This is a genomic window from uncultured Flavonifractor sp. (genome assembly GCF_944383115.1).
Lineage (GTDB): Bacteria > Bacillota > Clostridia > Oscillospirales > Oscillospiraceae > Flavonifractor.
The window spans coordinates 1-12866 of the sequence record NZ_CALWOJ010000005.1 but is presented as its reverse complement, the minus strand read 5'-3'; the positions used below and the strand labels follow the sequence as shown (position 1 = coordinate 12866).

15 protein-coding genes are annotated in these 12866 nt (G+C 58.5%); 2 read left to right on the top strand and 13 right to left on the bottom strand.

Features of this window, described 5'->3' with window-relative positions; translation table 11 throughout:
• The first annotated feature begins 2 nt into the window (after positions 1–2).
• On the top strand, positions 3–536 hold the full coding sequence (locus Q0K43_RS01170; RefSeq protein WP_297288738.1) for a peptidoglycan-binding domain-containing protein: 534 nt from the start codon (positions 3–5) through the stop codon (positions 534–536).
• Between the two features lie 49 nt (positions 537–585).
• Here the strand turns inward: Q0K43_RS01170 and Q0K43_RS01165 are convergent, their stop codons facing one another.
• Positions 586–834: a hypothetical protein gene (locus Q0K43_RS01165; protein ID WP_297288737.1), complete on the bottom strand. Its 249-nt coding sequence runs from the start codon at positions 832–834 to the stop codon at positions 586–588.
• 105 nt (positions 835–939) lie between these two features.
• Here Q0K43_RS01165 and Q0K43_RS01160 point away from each other — a divergent pair, with 105 nt between their 5' ends.
• Positions 940–1164 (top strand): helix-turn-helix domain-containing protein, encoded by a 225-nt coding sequence (locus Q0K43_RS01160; protein WP_297288736.1) that lies wholly within the window; start codon positions 940–942, stop codon positions 1162–1164.
• Between the two features lie 66 nt (positions 1165–1230).
• On the opposite strand, the gene hisE is transcribed toward Q0K43_RS01160, so the two are convergent.
• The 12 genes from hisE to Q0K43_RS01100 form a co-directional block, all read right to left on the bottom strand.
• The gene (gene hisE, locus Q0K43_RS01155; protein ID WP_297288735.1) at positions 1231–1560 is read right to left on the bottom strand and encodes a phosphoribosyl-ATP diphosphatase; all 330 of its coding nucleotides are present in this window, start codon (positions 1558–1560) and stop codon (positions 1231–1233) included.
• Positions 1557–1886, bottom strand: a complete 330-nt coding sequence (hisI, locus tag Q0K43_RS01150) for a phosphoribosyl-AMP cyclohydrolase (RefSeq protein WP_297288734.1) — start codon at positions 1884–1886, stop codon at positions 1557–1559. The genes hisE and hisI overlap by 4 nt, the downstream gene beginning before the upstream one ends.
• A gap of 10 nt (positions 1887–1896) precedes the next feature.
• A complete protein-coding gene (locus tag Q0K43_RS01145; RefSeq protein WP_297288733.1) occupies positions 1897–2139 on the bottom strand; it encodes a hypothetical protein in 243 nt (80 codons plus the stop codon).
• Positions 2140–2161: 22 nt separating this feature from the next.
• Positions 2162–2917: an imidazole glycerol phosphate synthase subunit HisF gene (gene hisF, locus Q0K43_RS01140; protein WP_297288732.1), complete on the bottom strand. Its 756-nt coding sequence runs from the start codon at positions 2915–2917 to the stop codon at positions 2162–2164.
• The gene (gene hisA, locus Q0K43_RS01135; RefSeq protein ID WP_297288731.1) at positions 2911–3633 is read right to left on the bottom strand and encodes a 1-(5-phosphoribosyl)-5-[(5-phosphoribosylamino)methylideneamino]imidazole-4-carboxamide isomerase; all 723 of its coding nucleotides are present in this window, start codon (positions 3631–3633) and stop codon (positions 2911–2913) included. The genes hisF and hisA overlap by 7 nt, the downstream gene beginning before the upstream one ends.
• Positions 3630–4238, bottom strand: a complete 609-nt coding sequence (hisH, locus tag Q0K43_RS01130) for an imidazole glycerol phosphate synthase subunit HisH (protein WP_297288730.1) — start codon at positions 4236–4238, stop codon at positions 3630–3632. Before hisH ends, hisA begins: the two co-directional genes overlap by 4 nt.
• A complete protein-coding gene (hisB, locus tag Q0K43_RS01125; protein WP_297288729.1) occupies positions 4238–4813 on the bottom strand; it encodes an imidazoleglycerol-phosphate dehydratase HisB in 576 nt (191 codons plus the stop codon). The genes hisH and hisB overlap by 1 nt, the downstream gene beginning before the upstream one ends.
• 12 nt (positions 4814–4825) lie before the next feature.
• Positions 4826–6100, bottom strand: a complete 1275-nt coding sequence (gene hisD / locus Q0K43_RS01120) for a histidinol dehydrogenase (protein WP_297288728.1) — start codon at positions 6098–6100, stop codon at positions 4826–4828.
• Positions 6097–6738 carry an ATP phosphoribosyltransferase gene (gene hisG / locus Q0K43_RS01115; RefSeq protein WP_297288727.1) on the bottom strand — a complete coding sequence of 214 codons (642 nt, stop codon included), beginning with the start codon at positions 6736–6738 and terminating at the stop codon, positions 6097–6099. The genes hisD and hisG overlap by 4 nt, the downstream gene beginning before the upstream one ends.
• Positions 6735–7904, bottom strand: coding sequence for an ATP phosphoribosyltransferase regulatory subunit (hisZ, locus tag Q0K43_RS01110; RefSeq protein ID WP_297288726.1), 1170 nt, complete (start codon positions 7902–7904; stop codon positions 6735–6737). Before hisZ ends, hisG begins: the two co-directional genes overlap by 4 nt.
• Positions 7905–8023: 119 nt before the next feature.
• On the bottom strand, positions 8024–8536 hold the full coding sequence (locus Q0K43_RS01105; protein WP_297288725.1) for a ferritin: 513 nt from the start codon (positions 8534–8536) through the stop codon (positions 8024–8026).
• A gap of 125 nt (positions 8537–8661) precedes the next feature.
• Positions 8662–12822 (bottom strand): PolC-type DNA polymerase III, encoded by a 4161-nt coding sequence (locus tag Q0K43_RS01100; RefSeq protein ID WP_297288724.1) that lies wholly within the window; start codon positions 12820–12822, stop codon positions 8662–8664.
• Positions 12823–12866 lie beyond the last annotated feature (44 nt).

The following is a 12866-nucleotide window of genomic DNA, read 5'->3' as shown; positions in this document are numbered from 1 at the left end:
CTATGATCATACCGCAACAGATCCGCCTCATCGGCCAGCCGGTCCGCAGTCTCCAAACCATGCTGCGGGAGTTGTCCTTCCTGTACGACTTTCTACCTCGGCTGACGCCGGACGGCATCTTTGGTGAGCGCACCCTGGAAGCTGTTATGCTCTTCCAGAGAGAGTTCTTCCCTCCAGTGACCGGCCGGGTGGACCAGGCAACCTGGGAGGCCATCACCGCACTCTATCTCCAGGCTACAGCCCGGCTGGCAGGACCGCTTCCCTGCCGTGGTTATCCCAACTGCGACTTTTCCGTCCAACCCGGCCAGGGCAGCGTTCATCTCTATATCGTGCAATCCATGTTTCGCGGTCTGGCACGGCTGCTGGACGGCATTCAGTCCGGACAGGTCACCGGCTACAACGACGCCGCTACCGAACACAACATCCGTTGGGTCCAGCAGCTGGACGGACGGCCTCAGACTGGTGTACTGGACCAGGACAGCTGGAACACCATCAGCCGGCTGTATACGCTGTTCGTCACCTATGGGCAGAAATAGGGGAGGGGCGTACCATATGTGCCCCTCCAAAAAATCAATGCCATATCTTTCATCCAAAATCGTGTCTGATACCGCAACCACTACCTAAATTCTCAAATACACACACGATTTCTTCAATTTTTTGAAAACATTTAGCAGCATCCAGGCAATCGTCCTTCAGGATTGCCTGGATTTTTTGTAAGGCCTGATAACATTCCCGTTCTATCAGTGCGCCAATGTCGCATTTTAGTTCTGGAAAGGATATACACATGGTCATGTTCTGTAAGATGTGAGCCAGTATTTCCTGATATAGTTCCATTATGCCCTCCTATATAGTACTTATAAGTACTGTATTAAACATTCTACTCAGAACCTGTTGTATTGTCAATAGTATTCATAAGTACTATTACAAGGAGGCTAAGCCATGTATTTTCAGCGGCTGCGTGATCTGCGGGAGGACAGGGATCTGTACCAAAAGGACATTGCCGAGGTGCTTGGCATTAGCCAGACAGTGTACTCCCGCTATGAACGGGGATTCCAGACCATTCCGGTTGTTCATCTGATTGCGCTGGCCGACTTCTATCACACCTCCACCGACTATATCCTTGGCCGCACCAACATCAGCAGTCCCTATGAACGCACAAAATAAGAGCCGGGTCCTTCGGGACCCGGTTCTCTTTATAGGGGCAACCTGTGACCACCTGTAATCTTCCCGTTATGTCTCGTGATCCACCACTTTCATCTGCTTCAGGTTTCCGATCTTGTGGCTGCGGCGCTCCAGTTCGGCCAGCACTGCGTCCAGGGGGATGTCCTGTGCGGCCATAAGTACCATCAGGTGGTAGATCAGATCGGAGATCTCCCCTACCGTTTCCTCCTGCTTGCCGTTCTTTGCGGCAATGATGGTCTCGGAGCATTCCTCCCCCACTTTCTTCAGGATCTTGTCCAGGCCCTTATCAAACAGATAGCAGGTGTATGACCCCTCCTGGGGATCGCTCTTGCGGCCCAGCACCACCTGGTACAGATCCTGCAAAATGGTATCGCTCATGACTCTTCCTCCCAAATCGTGTTGAAAAAGCAGCTCCTCTCCCCGGTGTGGCAGGTGGGTCCCTCCGGCGTGCAGAGATAGAGCAGGGTATCGGTATCGCAGTCAGTGACCACCTTCCTCACATGGAGGAAATGGCCGGAGCTTTCCCCCTTGTTCCACAGCTTCTGACGGCTGCGTGACCAGAACCAGGCGGTTTTGGTCTTTAAGGTCAGCTCCACCGCCTCCTTGTTGGTAAAGCCCAGCATCAAAATGTCTTTGGTCTCCGCGTCCTGAATGATGACGGGGATCAAATCGGACTTCTGGAACAACTGATCCAGATCAAACATGACATTCACCTCAAAATTCCCAGGGCGGCTTCTCCTCTTTCCAGTCCCAGGGATCTTCGCCGCCACGCCGGTCCCGGCGGGCGGTCAGCTTGGTCTGTTCCACCGATGCACGAGGCACAGGCCGGTTGGCCGCCGGTCTCTGTTTGGCCGGTTTCCGCATCTGGTTCCCACCCGGCAGTCGTCTTCCAGTCAACTGATTGACATTGTTTTCTCCGATCAGATCGGACACCAGATCAAAAATGTTATCCAGCATACCATCTTCCCCCTTGTGTGAATTATCGCACCGGGATCTGTCTGGTTGTAAGATACGCCTTTACCTGGGGTACTGTCAACTCCCCAAAGTGGAACAGAGAGGCCGCCAGAACCGCGTCGCACCCCGTCTTTTCAAAAACTTCCGCAAAATGGGCCAGGCTGCCGCAGCCGCCGGAGGCAATGACCGGGATGGACACTGCATCAGTAACCGCTTTCGTCATGCTGAGGTCGAAGCCCGCCTTGGTACCGTCGGCATCCATAGAGGTGAGCAGGATCTCTCCCGCCCCCAGGGCCTCTCCCCGTTTCACCCATTCAATGAGGTCCATGCCGGTGGGCTTGCGTCCTCCGGCCACCACCACCTCCCAAGTGCCGTCTCCCCGGGACCGGGCATCCACCGCCAGCACCACGCACTGGGAACCGAACCGCTCCGCCGCCTCAGAGATCAGCTCCGGCCGAGCCACGGCGGCGGAGTTGACCGAAATCTTATCCGCCCCCGCCCGCAGCAGCCGCTGGAAGTCCTCCAGGGTGCGGATACCGCCCCCAACCGTCAGAGGCACAAAAACCTGGGCGGCGGTGCGTTCCACCACGTCAGCCACGGTGTCCCGTGCGTCGCTGGTGGCGGTGATATCCAGAAAGACGATCTCGTCGGCGCCCTGATCGGAGTAATATTTGGCCAGCTGCACCGGGTCGCCGGCGTCCCGGATGTTGACGAAGTTGACCCCCTTCACCACCCGGCCGTCCCGCACGTCCAGGCAGGGAATGATCCGTTTGGCTAACACTGCTCCCCCGCCTCCTTTACCGCTTGCGCCAGATCCACCGTTCCGGCATAGTAAGCCTTGCCGATGATGGCCCCGTACAGGCCCATGTTGTTCAGGCTGGACAGATCATCATTGGAGGATACCCCGCCGGAGGCCACGATCTGACAGCTTACCGCCTCTTGCAGCACGACCAGCCGGTCAAAGGAAGGGCCGGACAGCATCCCGTCGGTGGCGATATCTGTAAAGATAATGGTCCTTACACCCATTGCTTCCATGGTCTTGGCAAAGTCCAGGTAGTTAAGTCCGGAGGACTGCTCCCACCCGGCGGTCTTGACAATACCGTCCATTGTATCAATGCCCACAGCGATACGCTCGCCATACTTGGCAACCGCCTCTTTTACAAACTCCGGATGGCTAACGGCGGCAGAACCGATCACGCACCGCCAAACTCCCAGGGCAAAGACCTCCTCCAGGTCGGCCATAGAGCGGATACCGCCCCCCAGCTCCACCTTCAGGCCGGAGTTCTGGGCCACCGCCCGCACGATGGCGCCGTTCTGCCGGGCTCCACTGCGGGCTCCGTCCAGGTCCACCATATGGATATGGCGGGCCCCGGCGTCATAAAAGGCCTTTGCGGTGGCAAGAGGATCGTCCGACACCTGGTGAGCCGTTGCGAAATCTCCTTTGTAAAGGCGGACAGCCTTACCATCTTTCAAGTCAATGGCGGGAAATAAGATCATCTGTTCAGCCCTCCGAAGTTTTTCAGGATCTGCAGGCCCACCTCGCCGCTCTTCTCCGGGTGGAACTGGCAGCCGTACACGTTGCCCTTCTGCACCGCCGCCACCACCGGGGTACCGTAGTCGGTGGCCCCAATGACGGTACTCTGGTCAGTGGCCACACCGCAGAAAGAGTGGACGAAATAGACATAGCTCCCCTCCTCCACTCCCGCAAACAGGGGTGACGGGTTGGGATAACGCAGGCTGTTCCAGCCAATGTGGGGCAGCTTGAGGTTGGTCTTAATCTTACGGACACAGCCCGATACAAGGCCAAGTCCTTTACACTCCCGCACCTCTTCGCCCCGGTCAAAGAGCATCTGCATTCCCAGGCAGATGCCCAGGATAGGTTTTCGCTCCGCCTGTGCCATGAGCGTCTGCTCCAAACCGGTGGCACGCAATTTCTCCGCTGCGTCTGGAAAGGCCCCTACACCAGGCAGAATAATGGCATCCGCACATTCCAGCTCTTTTGCCTCGCTGGTGATGCAGGTCCGCAGCCCCAAATAGTTCATCGCATTGGTAACGCTTTTCAGGTTCCCCACACCGTAATCCACAACGGCGGTATAGCCCATCACAGCACCCCCTTGGTGGAAGTGACCCCGGCGCCGGTGATCTGAACGGCCTCTTTGACCGCCACACCCAGGGACTTGAACAGAGCCTCGGTGATGTGGTGGGCGTTCTTTCCATAGTGGCACTTCATATGTAAAGTTAAGCCACTGTTCACTGCAAATGCCCGCATGAATTCTTCGGTGAGGCAGGAATCATAGGTCCCAATCATGGGCTGGGGCATCTCAGCATCAAAGGCCAGGAAGGGGCGGTTGGAGAAATCCAGGGCTGTAAAGCACAACGCCTCGTCCATAGGAATAAAGGCGGAGGCAAACCGGCGGATGCCCTTCCGATCCCCCAGCGCCTGCCGTATGGCCTGGCCCAGCACGATACCCACGTCCTCCACCGTGTGGTGGCCGTCCACTTCCAGGTCGCCCTTTGCATCAATTTGCAAACCCAGCCCGCCATAAAAAGCAAATGCGGTAAGCATATGATCGAAAAAGCCAATGCCGGTATGGATCTCCACCGGGCCGCCCTCCAGAGAAAGGGCAAGGCGGATGTCTGTCTCTTTCGTGGTTCGGGTCAGTTGTGCTGTTCTCATCGTCATTCTCCTTTACTCAAACCGCACACGGATGGAATTGGCGTGAGCGGTGAGCTTTTCGCTCTCGGCCAGGGTGATGATCTGGCTCTGGATGGGGGCCAGGCTGGCCTGATCGTACTGGATGATACTCATGGTCTTTAAGAAACTGTCCACGCTGAGGGGTGAGAAGAACCGGGCGGTGCCGCTGGTAGGCAGCACATGGTCCGGTCCGGCCAGGTAGTCCCCCAGAGGTTCCGGAGACCAGGCGCCCAGGAACACTGCCCCGGCGTTCTTGATGGCTGGCAGCAGGGCTCGGGGGTCCTCCGTGACGATCTCCAGGTGTTCCGGGGCGATCTCGTTGGCCAGAGCGGCGCAGTCATTGAGACTGCTGCACACGATGGCACAGCCGAAGTCCCGCAGGGAACACTCCATGATCTCAGAGCGGCTGAGGTACCCGGTCTGGCGGATGATCTCCTCATCTACCGCCTGGGCCACTTCCATAGAATCGGTGAGCAGTACGGCGGAAGCCAGCTTGTCGTGCTCCGCCTGGCTCAGCAGGTCGGCGGCCACAAATTTGGGATTGGCTTTGCCGTCGGCAATGACCAGCACCTCGGAAGGGCCGGCTACCATGTCGATATCCAGCTTCCCGTAGGCCTGCCGCTTGGCTGAGGCCACAAAGGCGTTGCCGGGGCCAACCAGCTTATCCACCCGGGGAATGAAGCCCGCCCCGTAGGTCAGGGCGGCCACCGCCTGAGCGCCGCCCACAGCGATCACCCGGTCCACCCCGGCAATCTGGGCAGCGGCCAGCACTGCGTCGTTCAGGTTCTCGGTGGGAGGAGTCACCATGATAATCTCTTCCACCCCTGCTACCTTGGCGGGTACCGCATTCATCAGCACGCTGCTGGGATAGGCCGCCGTACCGCCAGGAACATAGATACCCACCCGGGTCAGTCCCCGGATCACCCGGCCCACCACGCCTCCGTCGGGGGAGATCCACTCCTGGGAGCGAATGAGCAGTTTCTCGTTGTAATCCCGGATGTTGGCTGCCGCCCGCTCCAATGCAGAAATCAGGTCCGCCGGGCAGCGGTCATAGGCCGCCTGAAGTTCCGCACGGGCGATCTCCCTGGGTTCAGCTTTGTCAAAGCGGAGGGAATACTCCCGCACCGCCGCAAAGCCCTTTTCCCGGACGGTCTCCATGATCTCGGCTGCCGCCGCGTCAATCGCCTGGTTGGCCTGGGCTGCCCGGGCCTTCATGGCGGCCATGACCGCTTTTTCGGCGGTGCCATCTGCTTTTACGATCTGAATCATGTCCGCTTCTCCAATTCTCCCTCACAACGGGCAATAAAATCTTCGATTTGACTTTTGTACAGTTTCATGCTGGCGGTGTTTACGATCAGTCGGGCTGACACCGGCGCCACATCTTCGATAGGCACCAGGCCGTTGGCTTTCAAGGTAGCCCCCGTCTCCACAATGTCCACGATGGCGTCGGCCAGATCCAGGATGGGCGCCAGCTCCACGCTGCCCTCGATCTTGATAATGTCCACATCCATACCCTTCTGGGCAAAGAAGGTTCGTGTCACCTCCGGATACTTGGAGGCAATGCGGCGGGTCTTATAAGTGCCGTAGAAATCGCTGCCCTGCCGGACTGCCAGTGCAAACCGACACTTTCCAAAGCCCAGATCCAGCACCTCATAGAAGCTGCCGCCTTTTTCCAAAATGGTATCCTTGCCTACGATACCCAGGTCGCACACCCCATGCTCCACATAGGTGATGACATCGGGCGCCTTGGCAAGCACCGCGTCCAGAGGATAGTTGGGGACACAGTGGACCAGCCTCCGCCCCGGATTCCGGATGGGGGAACAATCCAGCCCGGCCCCTTCAAAGAGTTCCATACTTTGATCCAGCAGACGGCCTTTGGTAATGGCGATCCTCAACCGCTCACTCATACCTCCACCGTCCTTTCTCCGTCCTTGTCAAAGACCAGTACGGTCTCCGCTCCTTTATCCCGGGCCAGATTCAGGGTGGACTCCAGCGTCCGGCAGGGGGATAGCTCGCTGGTTCCGGCAGGCCGCCCATCTACCGCCTCCAGGGCCTGGGCCAAATAGCCAGGCTCGTAATGTACAATGGTGCGCAGCACCGGCGGCGCCAGATCGGGTAAAGTGCGGGCCACCGCATCCACGTCCACCGCGAAACCGGTGGCCTGGGCCTCCCGGCCAAAGACCCCTACCAGGTTGTCGTACCGACCGCCGGAGAGGACGGCGTCACCCGCGCCCTCCACATAGCCCCGGAATACCACGCCGGTATAATAGTCGATCTGGTGTACCATGCCCAGGTCAAAACGGACATAGGCCCCATACCCCGCAGCGGACAGCTCATCGTACAACTCTGAAAGGTAATCTACCGCCGGGGTCTTGCCCGCCAGCTTCTCCGCCTGCGTCAATACTTCAGGCCCGCCAAACAGACGGCTGAGCTGTTCCAGTGCGGCACAAGCCGAATCACCCTTCCAGGGTTCCAGGAAATCTTTCAAAGCCGCGAAGTTTTTCCCCTCGATCAGAGCCCGGATCTCCTCCACGGCGGAATCCTCCAGCTCCAGTCTGCCGGCCAGTTCCCGGAAATACCCGGCATGGCCCAGTTCCACATGGAATTTGGGCGCCCCGCAGCTGCGCAGTGCGTCGATGGCGGTGACGATGATCTCCACGTCCGCTTTCTTTCCTTTCGCACCGATGAGTTCCACTCCGCACTGCGGGATCTCCCGGCTGCCGCCGTTGTGAGCCGGATTGGCGCGATACACCGTCTGATCGTAGTACAACCGCTGGGGCATGGCAACTGCCTTCAGCTTGGTAGCCGCCACCCGAGCGATGGGTGTGGTGGAATCGGGCCGCATGACGCAGAACCTGCCGCTGGGATCCCCCACCTTAATCATACGCTCCTGGGGGATGGCGCTGCCCGACCGGACAAACAGGTCGTAAAACTCCGTCTCTGGGGTGGAGACCTCCAGAAAGCCCCGCTGGCGGAACAGGCGGGTCAGCTTGGCCTGAACCTGCCGCCTCTCCTGGCACTCAGCAAACAGCCGGTCCCGGGTACCCTCGGGGGTGTTACTGTTGAATTTCATTGGATCACGCCCTTTGCTTTATTGCTTTACCACGCTAATATACTATAGCATCCCAATTTTGTCAAGTGCGAACCGAATAAAATACGGGCAGCCCCCAGGGGGCTGCCCGCTTCAATCGCTTAAAGAACCAGACTGGGGGCACTGTAGACCCGGGCAGCCATTTCACTGTTAAGCATATACAAGCCCTTGGCGTCATCTCCAAAGAGCTTCATCTTTTTGATCATGTCCTCGGCGTTCTTTTCCTCCTCGCCCTGCTCCTTGACAAACCAGTCTAGGAACTGCGTGGTGCGGAAATCCTTGGCGGCCTGAGCAGCCTCATAAATGTTGTAGATCAGACCGGTAACATAGCGCTCATGCTCCAGGCCGAACTCCAGCACCTCCAGCTTATCCTTGAGTTCCTTATCCGGCTTCTGGATGGTGTCCAGAGTGACCTTGCAGCCGTTGTTCTGCAGGTATTGGAGGAAGAGCATGGCGTGATCCCGCTCCTCCTGGGCCTGTACCTTGTACCAGTTGGAGAAGCCGTCCAGTCCGATCTCGTCATAGTAGATGGAAAAGTCCAGATAGAGGTAGGCGGAATAGAATTCCTTATTCACCTGTACATTCAGCAGCTCAGCAACCTTTTGATCCAACATGGTCACACACCTCATTTATGTAATAGGATGGGTTTATGGTATCATTTTCCTAGGCAAAATACAAGTCCACAAAAGGAGACAATATATCATTTCTAAAAAGCGGCGGGAGGACGGTATGCCCTCCCTTAGAAGCCGTCAAACAGTGTAATCTGACTGGTATCGGGCATACCGTCCAGGGCGCCCACCGCTTTGAGTTGCTCAATGTGGGTCTTGGACACCTTGGGGCAGGCGGCGGAGAATTCCTCGATGGAGATGAACCGCTTGCCCTGCCGCTGCTCCATAATGGACAGGGCCGCCGTCTCACCCAGGCCGGGGATGGAGGTAAAAGGTGGCAGCAAGGTCCCCTTCTCCATATCGGGCAGGAAGTTGACGGCGTGGGAGCGATACAGATCCATATGCTCAAAGGTAAAGCCCCGGAGATAGAACTCATACACTACTTCCAGGGTAACCAGAATGTCCTCCTCCACCGGGGTTGGCTTTTCCTTGCTCTCGATCTCCTTCATCTTGGCCTTGCACACATCCATGCCCATGCACATACAGGTGGCGTCGAAGGCCTTAGCCCGGATGGAGAAGAAGGCGGCGTAGAAGGCCAGGGGGTGGTGGACCTTGAACCAGGCAATACGGAAGGCCATCATAACATAGGCCACGGCATGGGCCTTGGGGAACAGATACTTGATCTTCTTACAGGAACCGATGTACCAGTCGGGCACACCGGCGGCCTTCATCTCCTCTTCCGCCCCTTCAGGCAGGCCCTTGCCCTTTCGCACCGCCTCCATGATCTTGAAAGAACGCTTCTCCGGCATGCCGCAGGAGATGAGGAAGATCATGATATCGTCGCGGCAGCCGATGGCCTGGCCAACAGGGATACCCTGATCCACGATCAGGTCCCGGGCATTGCCCAGCCACACGTCGGTGCCGTGGGAGAAGCCGGACAGGCGCAGCAGGATATCAAACTGGTGGGGCTGGGTGTCCATGAGCATTCCCCGGGTAAACTTGGTGTTGAACTCAGGAATGGCCACGGCCCCGGTGGGGCCCAGGATGGGGTCGTCCTCAAAGCCCAGCACCTTGGAGGAGGTGAAGATGCTCATGGTGTCCTTGTCGTCCAGAGGGATCTTCTGAGGGTCCACCCCCGTCAGATCCTGGAGCATACGGATCATGGTGGGATCATCGTGGCCCAGCATATCCAACTTCAGCAGGTTGGACTCCATAGAATGGTATTCAAAATGGGTGGTAATGATGTCGCTGTCCGGGTCGTCGGCAGGATGCTGTACCGGGCAGAAGTCGTAGATTTCCCGGTTCTGCGGGATGACCACCATGCCGCCGGGGTGCTGGCCGGTGGTACGCTTGACCCCGCTGCACCCTAATGACAGCCGGTTCTCCTCCGCCCGGGTACCGTGAAGACCGTGGTCGTCCAGGTAGTGCTTCACATAGCCAAAGGCAATCTTATCTTTTACCGTACCGATGGTGCCCGCCCGGAACACATGTGTCTGACCAAACAGCTCAAAGGTATAGCGGTGGGCGCTGGACTGGTACTCGCCGGAGAAGTTCAGGTCGATATCGGGCACCTTGTCGCCGCCGAAGCCCAGGAAGGTCTCAAAGGGAATGTTGAAGCCGTCCTTGTCATAGGGAGTGCCGCACACCGGACAGTTGGCGTCCGGCATATCAGCGCCGCAGCCCCAGCCCCCCTCCTTGGCCGCGTCAAAGTCGGAGTGCTTGCACTTGGGACAGCGGTAGTGGGGCGGCAGGGAGTTTACCTCGGTGATGCCCGACATGAAAGCCACCAGAGAGGAACCCACCGAACCACGGGAGCCAACCAGATAGCCGTGGTCCAGGGAGTCCTGCACCAGCTTCTGGGCCGACATATAGATCACGTCGTATTTGCACTTGATAATGTCCCCCAGCTCGGCGTTGATCCGGTCCACCACGATCTGGGGCGGTTCTTCGCCGTAAAGGGCTTTCGCCTTATCCCATACCAGCCGGGTCAGCTCCTCGGCGGAGTTCTCGATCTTGGGGGCAAACAGGCCTTTGGGCAGCGGCACCACGTCCTCGCACCAGTCGGCCACCAGATTGGTGTTGCGCACCACCACCTCATAGGCCTTGTCCTTGCCCAGGTAGGAAAACTCATCCAGCATCTCCTGGGTGGTCTTGAAATAGAGGGGCAGGGGCGAGTCGGCGTCGTCAAAGCCCTTGGAGGCCAGCAGGATGTGGCGGTAGATCTCGTCCTCCGGGTCCAAAAAGTGGACGTCGCCGGTGGCGCACACCGGCTTGTCCAGTGCTTCGCCCAGGGCCACCACGGTACGGTTAAAGTCCCGCAGCTCCTCCTGGCTCTTCACCATGCCCTTGCGGAGCATAAAGGCGTTGTTGCACAGGGGCTGGATCTCCAGGAAATCGTACCAGGAGGCAATGCGCTTGAGTTCATTCCACTCCTTCCGCTTGACGATGGCCTGGAACAGCTCTCCCGCCTCGCAGGCCGAGCCGATGATAAGCCCCTCCCGGTGCTGGTTGATGAGACTCTTGGGCATGATGGGGTACCGCTTAAAGTGATCCAGGTAGGAGGCGGAGATCAGCTGATAGAGGTTCCGCAGGCCCAGCTGATTTTTCGCCAGTACGATCAGGTGCTTGGGCTGCCGTTTGGCCTTGCCGCCGGAGCGCAGCTTGGACATGGCCGGGTTGATCTGTTGGAGGGTGTGAACCCCCAGGTCGGCCAGCATTCGGAAGAAGGGCACCAGCATATAACCCACCGTGGCCGCATCGTCGTAGGCCCGGTGGTGGTTGAACGCGGGCAGGTTCAGATGGGCCGCCACAATATCCAGCTTGTACTTGCCCAGGTCGGGCAGCAGGTTTTGGGCCAGGATCAGGCTGTCCAGAGAGGTATTCTCGAAGGGCCGCCCCATGCGGCGGCAGGCCTCTCCGATGAAGCCCATGTCGAACTCGGCATTGTGAGCGGCCAGAGGACGGTCCCCCACAAAGTCCAGGAAGGCGTTGACCGCCTCCTCCTGGGAGGGGGCCCCCTTCAGCATCTCATCCGTGATACCGGTGAGCTGGGTGATCTCCCGGGTCAGGGGCCTGCCGGGGTCGGCAAAGGTGGAGAACTGCTCCACCACTTCCCCGTTCCGCAGCACCACGGCGCCGATCTCGGTGATAGCCTCGGTGCGCTTGTCCAGGCCGGTGGTCTCGATATCAAAGCAGACGATATCCTGCGCAAAGTCCTGATCCTTGTCACCGTGGACCACCACACGGTCATCCACGTCGTTAATGAAGTATGCCTCCACACCATAGAGGATCTTGATCTTCTTGGCGGAGTGCCAGGCGTTGGGGAAGGAATGGGCCACGCCGTGGTCGGTGATGGCGATGGCCCGGTGGCCCCACCGCTCCGCCCGCTTCACCACGTTCTTGTCCACACCAATGGGGGAATCCATTTTTGATCCTACGGCGGTGAGAGCATCCATTGCCGACATATTGGTATGGAGATGGAGTTCCACCCGCTTCTCAGGCGCATTATCTTCTCGGGAGATGCGCTTGCCCTCCATGACGGCATAGGGCTCCAGCACCATATCGCCGGTGAACCGGTCAATGTTCAGCTTGCCCTGGATGTAAAGGTGCTGCCCCTTCTTTACACCCTCCACCAAAGCCTTGCCTTCATCCCCATTGAAGAATTTGTTCACCCGTACCGCTCCGGTGTAGTCGGTCACATCAAAGGACACCACCCAGGCCTTCCGCTTCTTCAGTTCCCGGTGGTCGATGGCGAACACGTCGCCCTCCACGATAACGGAACCCATGTCCAGATCCAGGCTGCCCATTGGGACAGGTTCCTTCTTGATGGGGTGGCGGCCGAAAATCAGCTTGTCCGTCGTCTCTTTGGCCTGGCTCTTCCCTGCCGGGCGTACGACTTTCAGCTTGGACAGGGCCTGACGGCGGATCTCCTCGGTGCGCCGGAAAGCGGCAGTAGCCTCATCCTCCGCCGCCGGCGGTGTCTCAGGCTGCACCGCAGGCGCAGACTCCGCGACTTCCGGCGCCGGCGCAGGAACTGGCGTGTCAACCGGCTGCGCCGTGACCTCCAGTACCACCTGCTCCACCCGGTAGGCCAGAGCGATGCTGCGCTCGATCTGACGGCGCAGCTCCTCTGCCGGAGGCGCGGCACACTCTACCTGGGCCTTGATGGACCGGGTATGCTTATCAATAACCGCCCGGATCACCAGATAGTCCTTCGTCATCGCGGTCAGCTCCGGACCAGGCCGCCAGGCGGAAAACAATTTTAAAAATGGGATCTTTTGTGCTTCAGGCATAGGACACGCTCCTGCTTTACAGTTGGTCGATCAGGGTAAACAGC

What these genes read in the sequence shown, in the direction of transcription:
- Q0K43_RS01105 (WP_297288725.1), bottom strand. Translation starts at nt 8,536, where the DNA reads ATGTTGGATCAAAAGGTTGCTGAGCTGCTGAATGTACAGGTGAATAAG.
- hisZ (WP_297288726.1), bottom strand. Translation starts at nt 7,904, where the DNA reads ATGAAATTCAACAGTAACACCCCCGAGGGTACCCGGGACCGGCTGTTT.
- hisA (WP_297288731.1), bottom strand. Translation starts at nt 3,633, where the DNA reads ATGATCTTATTTCCCGCCATTGACTTGAAAGATGGTAAGGCTGTCCGC.
- hisE (WP_297288735.1), bottom strand. Translation starts at nt 1,560, where the DNA reads ATGAGCGATACCATTTTGCAGGATCTGTACCAGGTGGTGCTGGGCCGC.
- Q0K43_RS01160 (WP_297288736.1), top strand. Translation starts at nt 940, where the DNA reads ATGTATTTTCAGCGGCTGCGTGATCTGCGGGAGGACAGGGATCTGTAC.
- hisI (WP_297288734.1), bottom strand. Translation starts at nt 1,886, where the DNA reads ATGTTTGATCTGGATCAGTTGTTCCAGAAGTCCGATTTGATCCCCGTC.
- Q0K43_RS01170 (WP_297288738.1), top strand. Translation starts at nt 3, where the DNA reads ATGATCATACCGCAACAGATCCGCCTCATCGGCCAGCCGGTCCGCAGT.
- hisH (WP_297288730.1), bottom strand. Translation starts at nt 4,238, where the DNA reads ATGGGCTATACCGCCGTTGTGGATTACGGTGTGGGGAACCTGAAAAGC.
- hisB (WP_297288729.1), bottom strand. Translation starts at nt 4,813, where the DNA reads ATGAGAACAGCACAACTGACCCGAACCACGAAAGAGACAGACATCCGC.
- Q0K43_RS01165 (WP_297288737.1), bottom strand. Translation starts at nt 834, where the DNA reads ATGGAACTATATCAGGAAATACTGGCTCACATCTTACAGAACATGACC.
- Q0K43_RS01145 (WP_297288733.1), bottom strand. Translation starts at nt 2,139, where the DNA reads ATGCTGGATAACATTTTTGATCTGGTGTCCGATCTGATCGGAGAAAAC.
- hisD (WP_297288728.1), bottom strand. Translation starts at nt 6,100, where the DNA reads ATGATTCAGATCGTAAAAGCAGATGGCACCGCCGAAAAAGCGGTCATG.
- hisG (WP_297288727.1), bottom strand. Translation starts at nt 6,738, where the DNA reads ATGAGTGAGCGGTTGAGGATCGCCATTACCAAAGGCCGTCTGCTGGAT.
- Q0K43_RS01100 (WP_297288724.1), bottom strand. Translation starts at nt 12,822, where the DNA reads ATGCCTGAAGCACAAAAGATCCCATTTTTAAAATTGTTTTCCGCCTGG.